We start from the raw sequence: 18,095 nt of genomic DNA on the forward strand, positions 1-18,095 counted from the left end.
CACGCCGGGACGGAGCGACCGGCGAGGGGATTGGTTGCAAGGGCGCGCTATATAGAAGGTTTGCGACGATTATCGAGTCCCAATCGCGGTTTCCGTCTTTTCCGGCCGCGCGCGTCGCCGACGCGTCACGGCCGGCGCGGCCAGCAGGGCGGCGACGACCAGCAGCGCGGCCAGGGTCACGGCGTTGCTGGCGCGCTCCACCGGCGTCGCGACCTGGCGGATGCGGTAGACGTGGCGGCCGGCCTGGGCCTGGAACGACACGAAGCGCGTCGCGCCGATCGGCAGGGCCTGGAGCGGCGTCTTCTGGCGGCCGTCGACGCGCTCGGCGCGCCAGCTGGGGAAGTAGAAGCGCTTGACCGTCACCGTGGTCGGGGCCGGCAGGTCGAGGTCCATGGCCACGCTGCCGTCCGGGAAGCCGCTGGCGGCCAGCACCTTGCCGCCGGCCTCGCCCAGCGCCACCAGCGGCTGGCCGGGGAAGGCGTTCAGCAGGTCGTGGTCGTCGAAGGCGGGATAGACGGGATAGCCGGCGGGCAGGTGCTCGTTCGGCGCGCGGCCGGCGGCGATCAGGGCCTCGCCGCCCGGGTCGACGGGGATGGTGGTGACCGCGCGCAGGCCAGGCCAGGCCAGGACCAGCAGCCAGCCGGCGAGCACCGCCGGGACCACCATCAGCGCCGCCAGGCGACGGGGGCGGCCGGACACGGCGGCCAGACAGACGGCGGCCACGGCGGCGGCCTCGCTGACCACGATGATGCGATAGGCGAACTGCACCTGCGACAGCGGCTGGACCTTCCACACCCAGGGCAGGGCGTGCAGGACGGTGGCCAGCACCGCCACCGCGCCGAACAGCATCGCCGGAACGGCCGTGCGGCGCCGCGGGGCGTCGATCGCCGCCAACAGGGCGGCCAGGCCGGCCGCGCCGGCGCACCAGCTGGACAGGGCGATCTTGGTCATGAAGCCGCCGGCCGGCCAGCGGCTGAAGGCCAGCAGGCTCCAGCCGTCGGTGTCGCCGCCCCACAGCCAGACCAGTTGGGCGTCCTTCTGCATCAGCAGGGCCGGACCCAGATAGACGGCCGCCAGGGCCAGGCCCAGCACGCCGCCGGCCAGGCAGCGCGCGGCGACGGCGATCCGGTCGGCCGGGGCGGCGGTCCACACCCGCCAGCCGACGACCGCCGGAACGATGATCAGCGTGACCAGCAGGGCGCTGGGCAGGTGCGACAGGATCAGGGCCGCGTAGCTCAGGGCCAGGAGCGCGATCCCCCGGCTCTGCGAGGCGGCGCGCTCCAGCCCCAGCAGCAGCCAGGGCAGGACGGCGTAGGCGGTGACCTCGGCGAAGGCGCCCCGGAAGTAGAAGTCGATCGTGTGATAGGGCGCCAGCATGTAGGCGACCGCGCCGATCAGGGCCCAGCGGTCGCCGGCGCGGCCGCGCAGCCAGGCGAACATGCCGCCGCCCGAGGCCAGCAGCAGCAGGAAGTTCGCCCAGGCCGTCACCTGCAGGGCGTTCAGCTTGTGCAGGGTGACGAAGTCGACCACGGCGGCCACGTAGAAGGCCATCGGCGGGTAGTAGTAGAACGACGGCGCGCCCAGGCCCTGGAAGGCTCCGGGCAGCCAGCGGGGCGGCAGGTCGCCCCGGCGCAGGGCCTCGATGAACTCGTGAACCCAGACGGTGTTGTAGACCACGCTGTCGCTGGGACCCGCGCCCCGGACCAGGGTCGAGCCCACCAGCAGCAGAGCGGTCAGCAGCAGGGTGGCCAGGACGATGACCGGACGCGGCTGGCGGCCCGATGGAGCGTCGGTCGCGTGCTCGGATTCCGAGATCGTGGTCATGCCTGCTCCGCCGGATTCGAGCGGTTCGTGTGTCGGACGCGCGTGGAAAAGTCCAGCCGCAATCTCAGGCTGAAAAGTCGGGCCGAAACGAAAGAGGCCAGGGACAGGCCCTGGCCTCCGGATCGTTGCGGCGTCCGCGTCTAGCGGCGGCGCTTGCGCTTGCCGGCCGCGCCCTTGGGTCGCGAGAAGCGGACGATCTTGCGCTCCTCGTTCTCCTGGCGGACCGCCGGGATCGAGCGCTTGGCCAGGCCGTACATCGAGGCCATCGGCGCGTCCTGGACCTCGGCGGTCTCGTTCTCGCCGAAGCCGTTGAAGCGGGTCGACATGGCGACGCCATAGGCGCCCAGCATGCCGATCTCGATGTAGTCGCCCTCGTCGACGCTTTCCGGCAGGTAGAACGGGCCGGGCATGTGGTCGACGCTGTCGCAGGTCGGGCCGTAGAAGCGGAAGGGCTTGAGACCCTCTTCGACGACTTCGCCGTTCTTGCGGTACAGCTTGACCGGGAAGGGCCACTTCATGTGCGCGGCGTCGAACAGCGAGCCGTACGATCCGTCGTTCAGATACAGCGCGTCGCCTTTCTTCAGCTCGACCTTGACCAGCAGCGACGAGGCCTCGGCCACCAGGGCGCGGCCCGGCTCGCACCACAGTTCGGTGGTCTCGTGGACCATCATCTCGGCGAAGCCGCGGTCGATGGCCGCCAGGTACTCGGAGAGATCCGGCGGGACCATGCCCGGATAGATCGACGGGAAGCCGCCGCCGACATCGACGACATCGGCCAGCACGCCGGCGCGAACCAGGGCGCGCGAGGCCTGGGCCATCGCGGCCTGATAGGCCGTCGGGCGCATGCACTGGCTGCCGACGTGGAAGCTGAGCCCCATCAGGTCCTGGGTGGCGCGGCGCGCGGCCAGCAGCAGGCCCGGGGCGTTGTGCGGCTCGACGCCGAACTTGCCCGACAGGCTGTAGGCCGCGCCCTCGGCCTGCACGCCCATGCGGACGATCAGGTTGAGGTCCTTGGCCTGGCCGGTGGCGTCCAGGATCTTGGCCAGCTCTTCGTGGGTGTCGAACGAGAAGGTCTTCACGCCGTGGTCGAAATAGGCGGCCGAGATGGCCACCCGGCTCTTGACCGGATGCATGAAGGCCATGCGCGAGCCCGGGGCCTCGTTGGCCACGAGTTCGATCTCGTTCAGCGACGCGACGTCGAACGACCGCAAGCCGGCCTGCGCCAGCTCGCGGATCACCCACGGCGAAGGATTGGCCTTCACCGCGTAGAAGACGTCGCCTTTAAATTCGGACTGGAACCAGCGCGCCGCTACCGACACCGCGTCCGGTCGCACGAGTGCGACAGGACGTTCCGGTGACCGCTCACGGACCAGGTCCAGGGGAGTATGGTACGTGTGCAATTCACGTAGACCCCTGCAGAAGTTAAACCCAGGCCGGCGTTAGCAGCGCTTATGAGGACTTCGGGTCCGCCGGAGCGAGCGAGATAGGGGCAATGGTCGGGGATGTAAAGTCCCTTTTGCGGCCCCGTTTGAGACCAAACGATCCAGGGGCGCGCGTCAGGCGAAAGTATGGGCGGTTTCGCCGCGGAACGCGCTCCAGACAAGAAAAACGGGGCCCATTGTCCGTCCCGGATGGCTTGATCCGAACCCGATAAGAGGCTCGGGCCGTCACAAATCCATTGCTTACCTGGCCCAAACCGGAGAACGCATTTCCCAAGCACCGAAACCACGTTAAGGATTCGCCCCGACCATGACGTCGGACCCTGTTCTCTCGATCCGCGCCGCCTCCAAGACCTTCGGGTCTCGCCGTGCGCTGGACACCGTCTCCCTCGACGTCAATCGAGGCGAGATGATCGCGCTCATCGGGCCTTCGGGCTCGGGGAAATCCACGCTCCTTCGCTCCATCGACGGCCTGCAGACCATCGATGCCCCTAGAGAAGGCGAAGAGGGCGGCCACATCGAGGCCTTCGGCGGTCCGGTGCAGGCCAAGGGTCGGGTGTCGGGCGAGGTGCGCAAGGCGCGCATCCGCATCGGCTTCATCGCCCAGCAGTTCAACCTGGTCGGCCGCCTGTCGCTGTTCAGCAACGTGGCCCTGGGCTCACTGGGCCGGATCCCGTTCGTCCGGGGCCTGTTCGGCCAGTGGCCGAAGGAAACGCGGGAAGCGGCCATGGCGGCCCTGGCTCGGGTCGGCGTCGCCGACTATGCCGGCCAGCGCGCCAACACCCTGTCGGGCGGCCAGCAGCAGCGCGGCGCCATCGCCCGGGCCCTGGTCCAGAAGGCCAAGATCATCCTCGCCGACGAGCCGGTCGCCTCGCTCGACCCCGTCTCGGCGCGCAAGGTCATGGAGATCCTGCGTGATCTCAATCAAAGCGACGGCCTGACCGTTGTCGTCACCCTGCACCAGGTGGACTACGCCCTGCGCTACTGCGACCGGGTCGTGGCCCTGAAGGCCGGCCGGAAGGTCTATGACGGCCCGGCCTCCGGCCTGAAGCGTGAAAAACTCATCGATATCTACGGCCCGGAATTCGAAGACGTGTTCTGGGAAGGAGCTCCCCAATGATCAGCCGCCGCTCGGCCCTCGTATTCGCCGCCGGCCTGTCGGCCCTGGCCCTGGCCTCGTGCGGCCAGAAGTCCGACGCCCCGGCCGCCAAGGACACGGTCACCTTCTCGATCCTGTCGACCGAGTCCGCCCAGAACATGGAAGGTTACTGGAAGCCGATCCTGGCCGACATGGAGAAGCAGACCGGCCTGAAGGTGAAGCCGTTCTTCTCGTCCAACTACTCGTCTCTGATCGTGGCCATGGGCGCCAAGCAGACGGATTTGGGCTGGTTCTCGAACCAATCGGGCCTGGAAGCCGTGCGCCGCTCGAACGGCGAGGTCTTCGCCCGCACGTTCGATCCGTCGGGCACCGACGGCTACAAGTCGGTGATCATCGTCCCGGCCGCCAGCAAGGTCCAGACGATCCAGGACCTGCTGAAGTGCGACAAGTCGCTGAACTTCGGCATCGGCGACAAGAAGTCGACCTCGGGCACCCTGGCCCCGATGACCTATGTGTTCATCCCGGCCAACAAGAAGCCCGAAGAGTGCTTCAAGACCGTGATCAGCGCCAACCACCAGGCCAACCTGTTCGCGGTGGCCAACGGCAAGCTGGACGCGGCGACCAACAACTCGACCGCCATCAATCTCTCCAGGGCGCGCGGCGAGGGCGTCACCGACCGGATCCGGGTGATCTGGGAGTCGCCGACCCTGCCGGAGGACCCGATCGTCTGGCGCAAGGATCTCGACCCGGTGGTGAAGGAAAAGCTGCGCCAGTTCTTCCTGACCTACGCCCAGGGCGACACGCCGGCGGCGCAGCAGCAGCGCGGCTATCTGAAGAAGCTGTCGATCGGCGGCTTCAAGCCGGCGGATGACACCCACCTGCTGGTGGTGCGCGAAATGGAAGCCACCGAGCAGCTGGGCCTGGCCCGCGAGTCCGGCGACCAGGCCAAGATCGCCGCGGCCCAGAAGACGCTGGAGGGCGTCAAGGCCGAACGCGTCGCCGCCGAGGGCAAGGCGGGCGTCGCCGCGACGCCGGCCAACTGAGGTCCTCGATGAGCGACGCCGCCAAAAGTGATGGGGCCATCCCGGCGCCGCCCAAGCGCTCGGCTTCGGCCCTGGCCTTCGACGTCCTGCTCTGGGGCGGGGTGATCCTGCTGCTGATCGTCAGCTTCAGGCCGGCCGAGATCGACAAGTTCCCGCAGCTGTTCACCGACACCGAGCGGACCAGCGGCTTCGCCAAGCTGTTCTTCAAGCCGTTCACCGATCCCAAGCTCTTCATGTCGATGGAGTGGGGCCTGTTCATCGGCAAGATGTGGCAGACCATCCAGATGGCGTTGTGGGGCACGGCGCTGGCGATCATCGCGGCCATCCCGCTGGGTCTGCTGGGCGCGCGCAACATCGCGCCGGTGTGGATTCAGCAGCCGGTTCGCCGCCTGCTGGACCTGATCCGCTCGATCCCCGACCTGGTCGTGGCCCTGATCTTCATCACCGCCGTGGGCCTGGGGCCGTTCGCCGGGGTGATGTCGATCATGTTCAACACCGGCGGCGTGCTGGCCAAGCTGTTCGCCGAAGCCGTCGAGTCGATCGACAAGGCCCCGGTCGAGGGCGTCCGCGCCACGGGCGCGGTGAAGCTGCAGGAGATCGTCTGGGGCGTGATCCCGCAGGTGGCGCCGCTGTGGACCAGCTACGCGCTCTACCGCTTCGAATCGAGCGCCCGCGCCGCCACCGTGCTGGGCATCATCGGCGCGGGCGGCATCGGCCAGATCCTGTTCGACTCGATCAACGCCTTCCAGTTCGACCAGACCGGCTGCATCGTGCTGGTCATCGTCGTGGCGGTGTCGATCATCGACCTGCTGTCGCAAGTGATCCGTACGCGGCTGCTCTAGCCGCCGATCCTTCGTTCCGGCCCGATCGAAAAACCCGGGCGCGCCAGCCAGACGCTGGCGCGCCCGTCGCGTTTCCGACGTTCCGCGCGGAGCCGGAGCGTGGCGCCTTTTGGGCTTCGATCCTCAGTATTGGGTGGAATATTCATCGAGATCATACAGCTGTTTCATGTATCGAAATGAAACAGATAACGCCGGTATCGAATTTCTGAAACTTGTCCAGATCAAGACGTTTTGTTTCTGTATCGTAACGTTTTGTGTCTGGGTTCGCGCGGCGGGCGAATGCGTTCGGATATTCTGAGTTGAGCCGGCGTGGCGCAAAATTATCACGTCTTAAAACATACACAGTGGCGTCACTGAACCATCACTGCATGCGGACTATCCCCCCGGCCAACCAAACAGGGGTACCTCCAAATGCGTAACTATTTCGGTGGGGCGGCGCTCGTCGCTCTGATGGTCGCCACGGCTTCGACCGCCTACGCCGCCGATCCCGCGCCCGATGCGGACGGCACGGCGCTGGAGCAGGTCGTCATCACGGCCACCAAGCGTGAAACCAACCTGCAAACCACGCCGATCGCGGTGTCGGTGCTGAGCGCCACGGCCATGGCCGACCGCCACGCCGAGAGCCTGATCAGCCTGATGGACGGCGCCATCCCCTCGCTGCGCGTCGCCACCTTCGAGGCTCGTCAGTCGGCCCTGACCGTCGGCATCCGCGGCATCGTCCCGTTCGACGCCAACCAGACCGCCCGCGACCAGGGCGTCGGCGTCTATATCGACGGCGTCTATCTGGGCCGTCAGCAAGGCCTGAACGTCGCCCTGCTGGACCTGGAGCGCGTCGAAGTGCTGCGCGGCCCGCAAGGCACGCTGTTCGGCCGTAACACCGAAGGCGGCGCTGTCAGCATCGTCTCGAAGGGTCCGTCGGGCGTGGCCGGCGGCCGCATCGTCGCCGGCGTCGGCAACTACGGCGCCTACACCGCCGAGCTGCACCAGGACTTCCAGGAGTTCAACGGCCTGTCGATCAAGGTCGACGGCCTGCTGCAACACCAGGATCCGACCGTGAAGAACCCGATGTCGGGTCAAGCCGGCTGGAACCAGTACGACCGCAAGGGCGGCCGCATCCAGGCCCTGTATCGCCCGAACGACAAGTTCAGCGCCCTGGTCGCCGTCGACTACGCGAAGGACGAGAACACCCCGTTCTTCAGCCAGCTGATCAACTACAACCCCTATGGCAAGCGCGTCCGCACCCTGGCTGAAGTCCAGGCCACGGCCAGCGCTCCGGCCGGAACGATCAACCCGCTGGCCTCGCTGGTGAAGGTCCACACCGACCGCCAGAAGGTCTCGGACATCGGCACCGTCCAGCAGCCCAGCGTCGACGAGACCGGCGGCGCGATGATGACGCTGAAGTACAACGTCTCGCCGAACCTGCAGCTGCGCTCGATCACGGCGGCCCGCGCCGTCGCGACGAACCAGTGGGACAACTCGGGCATCGAAGCCCGCAACGTCTTCGCCCCGAACGCCAACTTCGGCCGCTACAGCCTCTCGGACCTGTATCAGAACCAGTACAGCCAGGAATTCCAGGCGGTCGGCGACTTCGGTGACACCTTCCAGTACGTCGCCGGCCTGTACTACTTCAAGGAACACGCCAAGGAATCGGCCGCCACGCCGTTCACCAACCAGTGGAACGCCGACGGCACCGCCTACACCATCCGCTCGTCGGCGGGCACGTCGAAGGCCGCGGCCGGCACCGCCGGCTGGGAGCGCGGCACGCGCTTCCTGACCCGCGCCTCGGAAGCCGACGCCGAGAGCTACGCCATCTACGGCCAGGGCACCTACACCCCGGCCACGATGGAGAAGCTGCACCTGACGGTCGGCGGTCGCTACACCAAGGACAAGCGCGACGGCACGCTCTACATCGTCAACGGCAAGGCCACGAACTTCACGTTCACCTACGACAAGGGCCGCTTCGACCCGCTGGTCAACCTGGCCTACGACGCGGCTGAAGGCGTGAACCTGTACGCCAAGTTCTCGACCGGCTATCGCGCCGGCGGCGCCAACGACCGTTCGCAGACCTTCCAGGCGTTCGACGCCGAAAAGGTCAAGGCGTACGAAATCGGCGCCAAGATGGACTTCCTCGACAACCGCGTCCGTCTGAACCTGGCCGCCTACGCCATGAACCGCGACGGCACCCAGATCGACTTCGACAACGTCGACACCACCCCCGGCAGCCCGACGCAAGGCGCGCACACTGAGGAGACCCGCAATGCGCCGGGCACCTCGAAGATCCGCGGCTTCGAAGCTGACCTGACCGCCCAGGTCACCAGCCAGATCCAGGTCGGCGTCTCGTACGCCTACACCGACGTCAAGGTGCCGGCCGCGCCGTTCCCGTTCACTGGCAACGCCGACGTCCCGCAGGGCACGCCGTTCCCGGTCAACGTGGTCTACACGCCGCCGAACGCCGCCTCGGCCTATATCGACTTCAAGCAGCCGGTGGGTTCGATGACGTTCAAGGCGCACCTGGACGCCAACTACGCCGACGCCCAGTACTCGTTCCAGACCGAGTTCGCCGACGTTTCGCCGACCGGCAAGCTGGTCCAGAACGTCGCCGTGAAGGGCGACAGCAGCTTCATCGTCAACGGCAACCTGACCCTGGCCGACATCACGATGGGCGACGCCGGTTCGGCCAGCCTGTCGCTGTGGTCGCGCAACCTGCTGAACGAGTCGCACATCTACCGCATCTCGGCCGCCAACCGCGGCACGATCGGCGACTACGCCAACTTCAACCCGCCGCGCACCTACGGCATTGAACTGCGCGTGAAATACTAGGCCCGACGTGACGAAGGGCGGCTCGGCGACGGGCCGCCCTTCCGACATCCGGGAGGGGGAGGGATACGGATTTCCGGTCTCTATCCCCCGCCCCGGAGACCGGATCTTCTGCTTTATTCCCGTGATTTTCCCATGTTGCCGCCGTGACACAGTTTAGCCGGCGAACAACAGTTGTTGCGCGGCTGTCACAAATCATTGGCGGAACCGTCATGGCCCCCCGGTAAGCCCGCGACTGTCCTGATCCCGTCCTTCATCGGGCGAGAGAGGCAGGGGCACTTCAAGGGGAAACTTCACAATGAGCATCAAGACCTCGCTGGTCGCCGGTTCGGCGCTGGGCGTCGCGTTTGCTCTGAGCCTGGGCGTCGCGGCCCAAGCCCAGGACATGGCCTACAAGTGGAGCGGCGCGCCGCAGTTCTCGAACGACGACACGATGTTCAAGTTTCGGGGTCGTATCCTGGTCGACTACGTCAATCAGGACGTGAGCCGGGATGGCCCCGGCGGCGACTACAAGACCAGCAACTGGCGCGGTCGCCAGGTGTTCCTGGGCGTCGAAGGCAAGCTGAACAACTACTTCGCCTACAAGGCCGAAGGCGGCTGGGTGAACGGCGGCTCGGCCTCGTGGGACGACGTCGTCATCGAGTACAAGCCGAACGAACAAGTTTCGCTGCTGTTCGGGAACATCAAGGCCGCCGGCCTTGAGAACCTGACCTCGACCCGCTTCACCACCTTCATGGACCGTGGTCCCTACGGTGACTTCGGCGTCGACAGCTACCTGCTCAGCGCGGTCGCCAAGTACCAGGGCTTCAACTACTCGGCCACGTTCGCCGTCCAAGGCAACAGCATCAACTCCGCCGACGTCGCCAACGCCGGCGCCGACAGCAAGGAGCGCTTCGGCCTGACGGCGCGCGGTCACTTCGCCCCGATCAACACCGATACCGACAAGCTGCACGTCGCCCTGTCGTATCGCTACCGCAACCGCGGCGACGAGAACGCCTTCGCCTATACCGGCCGCACGACGACCGCCTACAGCAACGGCACCACGTTCTACACCACGGGCGGCATCGGCAACCGGGACAAGACCCTGGCCGTCGAAGGCGCCTATGTCCACGGCCCGTTCTCGATCCAGGGCGAGTACTCGAACATCGACGTCACCCGCCAGAACCCGGCCGTCGTCGGCGACGATCCGAAGGTGAAGGTCGGCTACGCGTTCGTGTCGTTCTGGCCGACCGGCGAGATGCGCAACTACGACGCCGCCGCCGGTGAGTTCAAGCGTCCGAAGATCCTGAACCCGGTCACGGCCGGCGGCATGGGCGGCCTGGAACTGGCGGTGCGCTACGACTACGCCGACCTGAGCGACGCCTACGACACCCTGAAGGTCAAGCCGGCCACCTCGCAAGCCGGCAAGTACACGGGCTGGACCCTGGGCGTGAACTACTACCCGACCTCGTACGTCCGCTTCCAGGCCAACTACACCGACGGCAAGTCCGACAATGTCGGCCTGAACCAGGACTACGACATCAAGCAGTTCCAGCTGCGCGCTCAGCTGGACTTCTAAGACACCCAGTTTTCGGGCGGACCCTCGGGTCCGCCCGACCTCCTTTGCTTCATTCCCTTAGGAAATGACCATGAAGAAGCTCCTGTCCTGCGCGGCCGCCGCCGTCGCCCTGTCGGGCCTGGCCGCCGCGCCCGCCCACGCCGCCCGCGACTATGTGTGGGCCGCCGGTTCGTCGACCGTGTTCCCGTTCGCCACCCGCACGGCCGAGAACTTCGCCAAGAAGTCGGGCAAGAAGGCTCCGAAGATCGAAAGCCTCGGCACCGGCGGCGGCATCAAGCTGTTCTGCTCGGGTAACGGCGAAGGCTTCCCGGACATCGCCAACGCCTCGCGTCCGATGAAGAAGTCCGAGTTCGACGCCTGCGCCGCCAAGGGCGTCAAGGACATCATCGCGATCAAGATCGGCTTCGACGGCATCGTCGTCGCCACCGACAAGGACGGCGCCGACTACAACTTCAAGACCGAGAACCTCTACATGGGTCTCTCGAAGCTCGTGTATAAGAACGGCCAGTTCATCCCGAACCCGAACAAGAACTGGGACGACGTGGCCGGCGGCCTGCCGGGCAACCGCATCCAGGTCTACGGCCCGCCGCCGACCTCGGGCACCCGCGACGCCTTCGTCGAGCTGGCCATCGAGGCCGGCGCCCGCAAGTATCCGACGCTGGACGCCATCCGCTCGGACAACGAAAAGAAGTTCAAGGCCCAGGTCGACCCGCTGCGGAGCGACGGCTGGATCGACGCCGGCGAAAACGACAACGCCATCGTCGGCACCCTGACCAAGACCCCCGGCTCGCTGGGCGTCTTCGGCTGGTCGTACCTCGAAGAGAACATGGACAAGATCAAGGGCGCCTCGGTCAACGGCGTGCGTCCCTCGGCCCAGACCATCTCGGACGGCTCGTACCCGCTGTCGCGCACCCTCTTCATCTACGTGAAGAAGGCCAACATCGGCGTCACCCCGGGCCTGGAAGAGTTCCTGAAGGAGTTCACCTCGGACGCCGCGACGGGCCGTGGCGGCTACCTGCAAGGCCGTGGCCTGATCCCGCTGCCTCCGGGTCAGCACGAAGCCCAGAAGGCGGCCGTGGCCAACAAGACCACGATGGCGCGTCCGGCTTCCTAAGCCGGCGCCGGTCGAGTTAGACCAAGACAGACGCCGTGGTCCTATGGGCCGCGGCGTTTTTCTTTGTATAGTGGGCCGCGCCGGGTCTCCCCATGCCCGCGCCGCGGTCGCCGTCCGGGCCCGCGTCCTTGACCCTGCAGGGCCATGATCCTCGTCGCGCTCGCCGTCGTCTTTCTCCTCGTTCTGTTGAACGGGGTCTTTTCCATGTCCGAACTGGCCGTCGTCTCGGCCCGCAAGGCCCGTCTGCAAGGCTTCGCCGAGCGGGGGGATCGAGGCGCGAAGCTGGCCCTCGACATGGCCGAGCACCCGACGCGGTTCCTGTCAGCCGTCCAGGTCGGCATCACCCTGATCGGCATCTTCGCCGGCGCCTACGGCCAGGCCACCATCGCCAGCGCGCTGGACACATGGGTGGAGACCACCCTCCCTGCCCTGGCCAAATATTCCGAGGCCGTCGCCACCACGATCGTGGTCATCGGCCTGACCTATGTCTCGGTGATCCTCGGCGAACTGGTGCCCAAGCGCCTGGCGCTGATGTTCCCCGACGTGATCGCCCGCCGCATGTCGCCGTTCCTGGCCATCGTGGCCACGGTGCTGCGCCCGTTCGTGACCCTGCTGACCGTCTCCACTGCCGCCGTGCTGAAGCTGATGGGCGTGCGCGACGAGCGCAACAGCGGCATCACCTCCGAGGAGGTCGAGACCGTCCTGGCCGAGGGCGCCGACGCCGGCCTGATCGAGCCCGAGGAGCGGGCGATGATCAACGAGGTGCTGCGCCTGGGCGACCGTCCCGTCCGCGTGGCCATGACCCCGCGCCGCGACCTCTTCTGGGTGTCCCTGGCCGACAGCCCCGAGCAGGTGCTGACCGAGATCCGCGCCAGCGCCCACTCGCGCATCCTGGTCGCCACCGACGACGATCTGGACGGCGGGGTCGGCGTGGTGCTGAAGAAGGACCTGCTGGACGCCTGCCTGTCGAACGAGCCCCTGGACCTGAAGGCCCACGTCCAGCAGCCGATCGCCATCCCCGAGACCATGTCGCTGCTCAAGGCCCTGGGGGTATTCAAGCAGACCAGCCTGCACATGGCCCTGGTCGTCGACGAGTTCGGTTCGCTGCAGGGCGCGATCACGCCTCTGGACCTGCTGGAAATGATCGCCGGCGACTTCCCGGAGGACCACGAGGACGACGAGAAGCGCTTCATCCGTCGCGAGGACGGCAGCTGGCTGATCGACGCCCGCCTCGACATCCAGGAACTGAACGATCACCTGGGCGAGAACTTCGAGGCCGATGGCGGCTATCACACCGTCGCCGGTCTGATCCTGGACCGCCTGGGCCGCATACCCGAGGAGGGGGAGCACGTCGCCATCGGCGCCTTCGACATCGAGATCGTCGACATGGACGGTTCGCGGATCGACAAGGTCATCCTCAAGCCCGGCAAGCCCAGGAAGGGCCCCCTGGAGGGGTAGGGCCATTCCAGCGTCGCGATCTTGAGGCGCCCAGGACAGGTTCTGGATCTCAAGGCGCGTCGCCGCCCTTGCCCAGCCAGCCGATCGACCGTTCCTGGAGCACCCGATGCTTTTTCGTCACGTCATGGCTCTGGCCGCCTTGGTCGCTTTCGCCGTTTCCGCGCCGGCCGGCGCCGGCGACTACGGCTTCAAGGACCTCTTGCGCGAGCCTGGCGCGCCGCGCGCGGGGGCGGCGGACGCGGACGTCGTGATCGTGATGTACGCCGACTACAACTGCGGCTACTGCAAACGCATGGAGCCGGTGCTGGCCAACGCGCTGAAGGCGGACCGCCGCCTGGCCGTGGTCCACAAGGAGTGGCCGATCTTCGGCGACGTGTCCGAGTACGCGGCGCGGGTGGCCCTGGCGGCGACCTATCAAGGCCGGTACGACGCGGTGCATCGGGCCTTCATGCTCTCGCCCACGCGGCTGAGCGACAAGGACATGGTCGAGACCGTCGCCAGGCAGGCCGGCGTCGACGGGGCCAGGCTGGCGAGGGACCTGAAGGCCCACGGCCGCGACATCGACGCCATCCTGGCGCGCAACGCCCGCGAGGCCGGCCTCCTGGCGCTGCAAGGCACGCCGGGCCTGGTGATCAACGGCTATCTGATCCGCGGCGCGCTTTCGGACGAGCAGCTAAAGGACCTGATCCCGAAGATCCGCGCGGCGCCGCCGGCCGCCTAGCTGAAGGGGAGTGGGCGCTGCCGAGCCGGGCGTCCGCAAGCGGCCCCAATCCTCGTCGTCATCCCGCGCTTCATGCGCGGGGCTCATGGTTCAACGTCAACGTAAGCTTTCTTCCGCTCCGCACCCGCGGCGGACAGATGGGCCCCGCGCATATGCGGGGGATGACGGGCTTGTGGCCGGGGGCTGATTTCCCCTCCCGACCCAAGTCGGACGTTGGGGCACGTCCAGTTTTTGGCAGAGCTAGGTTCAGTCGCCGCGTACTGCACGTCTACGTTTGAACCGAAGGAAAATCTCAAAAACAGCCCACGCAGTGGCAATAACGCTTAGAGGCCATAGGAACAGAAGGCCGAAGCCAACCTCGCCTATCAGGTCAACTCCCGGCACGGGGCAGCTAGAATCCACGAGAAGAAAGCAACGCCGCGCAGCTGGAATCTGATCAAGTATAATCGCTGCCGCAAATAGCGTCGTTATAGCGATTGCTATGTCGCCAAGGCGTCGCGGCCAGTTCATTTCGGCGCGGGTTACCAGCAACGCAGCGCCAAACGCGGCCCTGTATGCCCATGTCGCAAGGCAGAGGATTGCTGGCAGTAGGATCAGGCCCATGCGCGAAGTTGCCACGTCATCGGCGTCAGGTGAAGGTCTCCTGACCACCCTAGTCGGACATGAAGGTGCGGCGGGGCTGGGTCTGCGCCTGACTATTACGCAGACGGTGCCCAAGACCCTGGGCGCGGTCAGCATTACCCTCTGGTGACCCTAACGGGGTGTCCTTCCCTCCGCCGCGTCGCCTACCTAGCATCAACGAACGTCGGCGTCTGCTGCGGGGGTGACTAGGGAAGACGGCTCACGACCCTAGCCAGACCTTCGCTCGGTCCGTTGACGGGCTCGTCCAATCTTGGAAGGCGGCGCCCGCCATGTCATCGTTTCCCTATGGCTGACTGGAAGGTCGTTGACCTACCCTCTGTCTTCGAGCGCGTTGTTCGGAGCTATGATGAGCATTTGAATGAGATCCCCGACGATGGCGAGTGGCATCGCCGGGTCTCTGAAAGCTACTATCTGCTCGCGGAGTTTCTTGCCGAACATGGCTTGATCGCTGCGGACATTGATGTTTCACGCCGCGCCGATTTGGTCATCTTCCACTCGCAGCTTACGCCTCTCGGCCAAGCGTTCGACAAGTTGGAAATCGACAAATGGTTGACCTCGTTGGATCGAAGGAAGCCTGGCTCGCCGCTCTCCAATGCCGGCCTGGAAAGGCGCTGGCGGAAGTTTATCAAGGCCAATCCGGTTTGAAGGCGGACCTCGCGTAAGCCATCAGTGACTAGAGCAGTTCCAGCACGCCAATGTCTTGGATCCACCCCTCTCAGAAATTGAAACTGTCCGCTTTGGGCGAGCGGGGCCGTGGCGCTGATTGCACATGCCCTAGACTTCCGAGGCGGTTCATCTTTGCGCTTCAAGGGCTGTTCTAGCGAAACAAACCTTGAGCGACGCCCTGGGTTTCGACTTCGCCACAAGCGCCCGTGGTGATAAGCGCCACAGCTCGCACGTCCATCCTGGGTGATGAGCGGCGTCTTGGGGGCGACATGAGGGTATTGAGTTTGGCCACGGCGGCGTTGCTGTTGGCCTGGGGCATCGTCGGGGAGTCCCGCGCGACGGAGCTTAGCCCGGGATGTCGAACGCTGGGCCAGCCCATCAACGAGTCCGGCTTCATCACCATTGGCGGCATCCGGCAGTGGGTGACGGTCGAGGGGCGCGACTGCGCCAATCCGGTGGTGTTGATCGTCCACGGCGGTCCCGGTAACCCGAACACACCTTTCGCCCACGCCCTGTTCGGCGAGTGGGCAAGGGACTTCACCGTCGTCCAGTGGGACCAGCGTGGTTCGGGCAAGACCTATGGGGCCAACAAGCCGGCCGAAGACGAGCCTTTGACCCTCCAGCACCTGACGGCCGACGGCGTCGAGATGGCCCGCTATGCGACCCAGCGCTTCGGCAAGCGCAGAGTCATCATCATGGGCGGCTCCTGGGGCTCGGCCTTGGCGGTCAACATCGCCATGGCGGCCCAGGACCTATTCAGCGCCTATGTCGGCACAGCCCAGCTTGTGAATTACCAACTGGACATGGCGGCCAGCTACGCCAAGACCCTGGGTCTGGCGAGAGCCGCCGGCGACACGGAGTCGATTGGCAAGCTGGAGGATCTCGGCGCCCCGCCGTGGACCAATCCCCGTGCTTTCGGGATCTTGCGCCGCATCACCCGCAAGTACGAGGGTCTGGCGACCGACGCCCCGCCCAAGGGTTGGTTCACGTTCGGCCCCGGCTACGACACCCCCGCCTACGAGACCGACTACACCGCCGGCGAGGACTATTCCTTTTTGAACTTCGTCGGCCTCGCTGGCGACGGCATGGGGCCGAAGATCGACTTGCGCAAGCTGGGAATGGCGTTTTCCATGCCAGTCTACATGCTGCAGGGCGAGGCGGATCTGGTGACCCCGCTGGAGGTCTCCAAAGCCTATTTCGACGATCTGACCGCGCCGAAGAAGGTGTTCGTGCCGCTCGCCCGTACGGGGCACGACCCCAACCAGACGATGATCGACGCCCAACTCACGGCTCTGGAGCAGGTTCGCGGCGAGGCCATGGTGAAGGACGGACAGTGAGGTGCGCGCGGCCACCGATATCCGATCGTACGATGTCGGCTCGAAGTCTTCGCGCAGCACAGGCGAAAATAGGCTCGCTGGTCCTTGCGCCCAACGACGAATAAATGGCCGTTCCCCACCCCGAGCAGACCGTCGCCAGGTCCGCTACCTGAATGGTGCCCAATGTCCGGTACCGGCGCGGCGTTCACTGCTGCACCCGACCCCGAGCGGACATTCGGCTTGGTCAGGCGAAACGCGAAAAGCTGGCGCTTTCCGATCCTAGGACTTCGGTGTTGTCGCGGCCTTTGCCTCTTGCGCCTGGGCTTCGGCGAGCCACCGCCGGTATTCCTGCAGGAATGGCGAGCCGGGATCGATCCGTTCCAGAATCTCGGGCATGGCGGCGAGGGCGCGGCGGTTGGGCGCGTTGAGAAAGACGATCACCCCCGAGCGAGACGGCTTGGCGATATAGGCCACGGCTAGCTCCGACCAGTCGGCGCCGCCGTGCTCAAGGATGACCGCGTCGCCATAGCGCAGCACATTGAAGCCCAGGCCGTAGCCCTGCGCGTCGGGGCAAAGGACGGCTGGGCGCGCGGCGCAGTCGACGACCCGCTGGTCGGCCTTGTCCGTCTGGATGCGATCGCGATCGGCGGCTAGGGCCGGGCCATAGCCCTTGGCGTCGACCACCGCGCGCAGGAAGGCCGCGTAGTCGTCCACCGTCGTGACCATGTCGTCGGCGGCGGCATAGCTTCCCTCGGCTCGGCAGGCGGCCTTTCCCGCCGGACGGCAGTAGTAGCCGTGGAAGACGCCGCGCTCGTCGATGGGCCGAGCGATCGTTTCGGTATCGCCGCGATGCACCACGATGCTGCTGTGGTTCATCCCGATCGGTTTGAATACTGTCTCGTCGACGAGGTCGGGGAAGGGCGTGGCGAGTTTTCGCTCGGCGTAGCGGGCGACGTAGTCCAGGCCTTCTCCGGAATAGCCGTAGCGCTCGCCGGGCGTCTGCTGGAAGGCCAGCTTGCCGCCGCGCAGGAAGAAGCGCCAGTTCGGCAACCCGGTGGTGTGGTTCAACGCCATGCGCGGCGTGAGCAGCCTCACGCGCGGGTCGCTCGCTAAGTCGGGATCGATCCAATAGGCCGCCATCGACTCGTCGAGAGACAGGCGCCCCTGGCCCACGAGGCGCAGGATCGTCTCGGCCGTGACCGTCTTGGTGATCGAGGCGACGTTGTAGCGCGTCGCGGGGCTGGCCGGAACGCCCGGCGACTGCTCGCCGGCATGGTGCTGCCAGACGAGGACCCCACCGCGAATGACGCCCATGCCGGCGGTGACGACGCTGTGGCGCTTGACGAGCCGGTCGATCGCACGGACGTCGGTCGCCGATGGAAGCGCGTTCCGAGGCGCCTTCGCCTGCGCGGGAAGGGTGCTGGCGAGCAGCAAGACGGCGGTGATGGTGAGGCGCGAAATCGCACCCAGGTGTCGGGAGCACATGAAAGGATCCGCTAGGCCGGAGAGAGAGCTCATGGGTCTAGCCTCGCGTCGGAAGACGCCGAGGAAAAACC

13 protein-coding genes are annotated in these 18,095 nt (G+C 66.3%); 10 read left to right on the plus strand and 3 right to left on the minus strand.

Going from position 1 to position 18,095, the window contains the following annotated elements:
• Window positions 1-69: 69 nt before the first annotated feature.
• Both EIK80_RS01465 and EIK80_RS01470 read right to left on the minus strand, forming a co-directional pair.
• Window positions 70-1,824: a 6-pyruvoyl-tetrahydropterin synthase-related protein gene (locus tag EIK80_RS01465; protein ID WP_125155189.1), complete on the minus strand. Its 1,755-nt coding sequence runs from the start codon at window positions 1,822-1,824 to the stop codon at window positions 70-72.
• A gap of 140 nt (window positions 1,825-1,964) precedes the next feature.
• A complete protein-coding gene (locus EIK80_RS01470; protein WP_125155190.1) occupies window positions 1,965-3,224 on the minus strand; it encodes a type III PLP-dependent enzyme in 1,260 nt (419 codons plus the stop codon).
• A 349-nt stretch (window positions 3,225-3,573) separates the two neighbouring features.
• Here EIK80_RS01470 and phnC point away from each other — a divergent pair, with 349 nt between their 5' ends.
• From phnC to EIK80_RS01520, 10 genes are all read left to right on the plus strand, one after another.
• Window positions 3,574-4,383: a phosphonate ABC transporter ATP-binding protein gene (gene phnC, locus EIK80_RS01475; RefSeq protein WP_125155191.1), complete on the plus strand. Its 810-nt coding sequence runs from the start codon at window positions 3,574-3,576 to the stop codon at window positions 4,381-4,383.
• Window positions 4,380-5,405, plus strand: a complete 1,026-nt coding sequence (phnD, locus tag EIK80_RS01480) for a phosphate/phosphite/phosphonate ABC transporter substrate-binding protein (protein ID WP_125155192.1) — start codon at window positions 4,380-4,382, stop codon at window positions 5,403-5,405. Before phnC ends, phnD begins: the two co-directional genes overlap by 4 nt.
• Before the next feature lie 8 nt (window positions 5,406-5,413).
• A complete protein-coding gene (gene phnE, locus EIK80_RS01485) occupies window positions 5,414-6,247 on the plus strand; it encodes a phosphonate ABC transporter, permease protein PhnE (protein WP_125155193.1) in 834 nt (277 codons plus the stop codon).
• Window positions 6,248-6,658: 411 nt separating this feature from the next.
• Window positions 6,659-9,067, plus strand: coding sequence for a TonB-dependent receptor (locus EIK80_RS01490; protein ID WP_125155194.1), 2,409 nt, complete (start codon window positions 6,659-6,661; stop codon window positions 9,065-9,067).
• Window positions 9,068-9,362: 295 nt separating this feature from the next.
• Window positions 9,363-10,622, plus strand: coding sequence for an OprO/OprP family phosphate-selective porin (locus EIK80_RS01495; RefSeq protein ID WP_125155195.1), 1,260 nt, complete (start codon window positions 9,363-9,365; stop codon window positions 10,620-10,622).
• Window positions 10,623-10,692: 70 nt separating this feature from the next.
• Window positions 10,693-11,736 (plus strand): substrate-binding domain-containing protein, encoded by a 1,044-nt coding sequence (locus tag EIK80_RS01500; protein WP_125155196.1) that lies wholly within the window; start codon window positions 10,693-10,695, stop codon window positions 11,734-11,736.
• A 144-nt stretch (window positions 11,737-11,880) separates the two neighbouring features.
• Window positions 11,881-13,194 (plus strand): hemolysin family protein, encoded by a 1,314-nt coding sequence (locus EIK80_RS01505; RefSeq protein WP_125155197.1) that lies wholly within the window; start codon window positions 11,881-11,883, stop codon window positions 13,192-13,194.
• A 106-nt stretch (window positions 13,195-13,300) separates the two neighbouring features.
• Entirely contained in the window at window positions 13,301-13,915 is a 615-nt protein-coding gene (locus EIK80_RS01510; protein WP_125155198.1) for a DsbA family protein, read from the plus strand.
• Between the two features lie 927 nt (window positions 13,916-14,842).
• Window positions 14,843-15,202 carry a hypothetical protein gene (locus EIK80_RS01515; RefSeq protein ID WP_125155199.1) on the plus strand — a complete coding sequence of 120 codons (360 nt, stop codon included), beginning with the start codon at window positions 14,843-14,845 and terminating at the stop codon, window positions 15,200-15,202.
• A 290-nt stretch (window positions 15,203-15,492) separates the two neighbouring features.
• Window positions 15,493-16,560, plus strand: coding sequence for an alpha/beta fold hydrolase (locus EIK80_RS01520; protein WP_125155200.1), 1,068 nt, complete (start codon window positions 15,493-15,495; stop codon window positions 16,558-16,560).
• 258 nt (window positions 16,561-16,818) lie between these two features.
• On the opposite strand, the gene EIK80_RS01525 is transcribed toward EIK80_RS01520, so the two are convergent.
• A complete protein-coding gene (locus EIK80_RS01525) occupies window positions 16,819-18,024 on the minus strand; it encodes a serine hydrolase (protein WP_158624621.1) in 1,206 nt (401 codons plus the stop codon).
• Window positions 18,025-18,095: the final 71 nt, after the last annotated feature.

Origin of the sequence: Caulobacter sp. 602-1 (genome assembly GCF_003931565.1) — a bacterium.
In the GTDB taxonomy this organism is placed as follows: Bacteria; Pseudomonadota; Alphaproteobacteria; order Caulobacterales; family Caulobacteraceae; genus Caulobacter.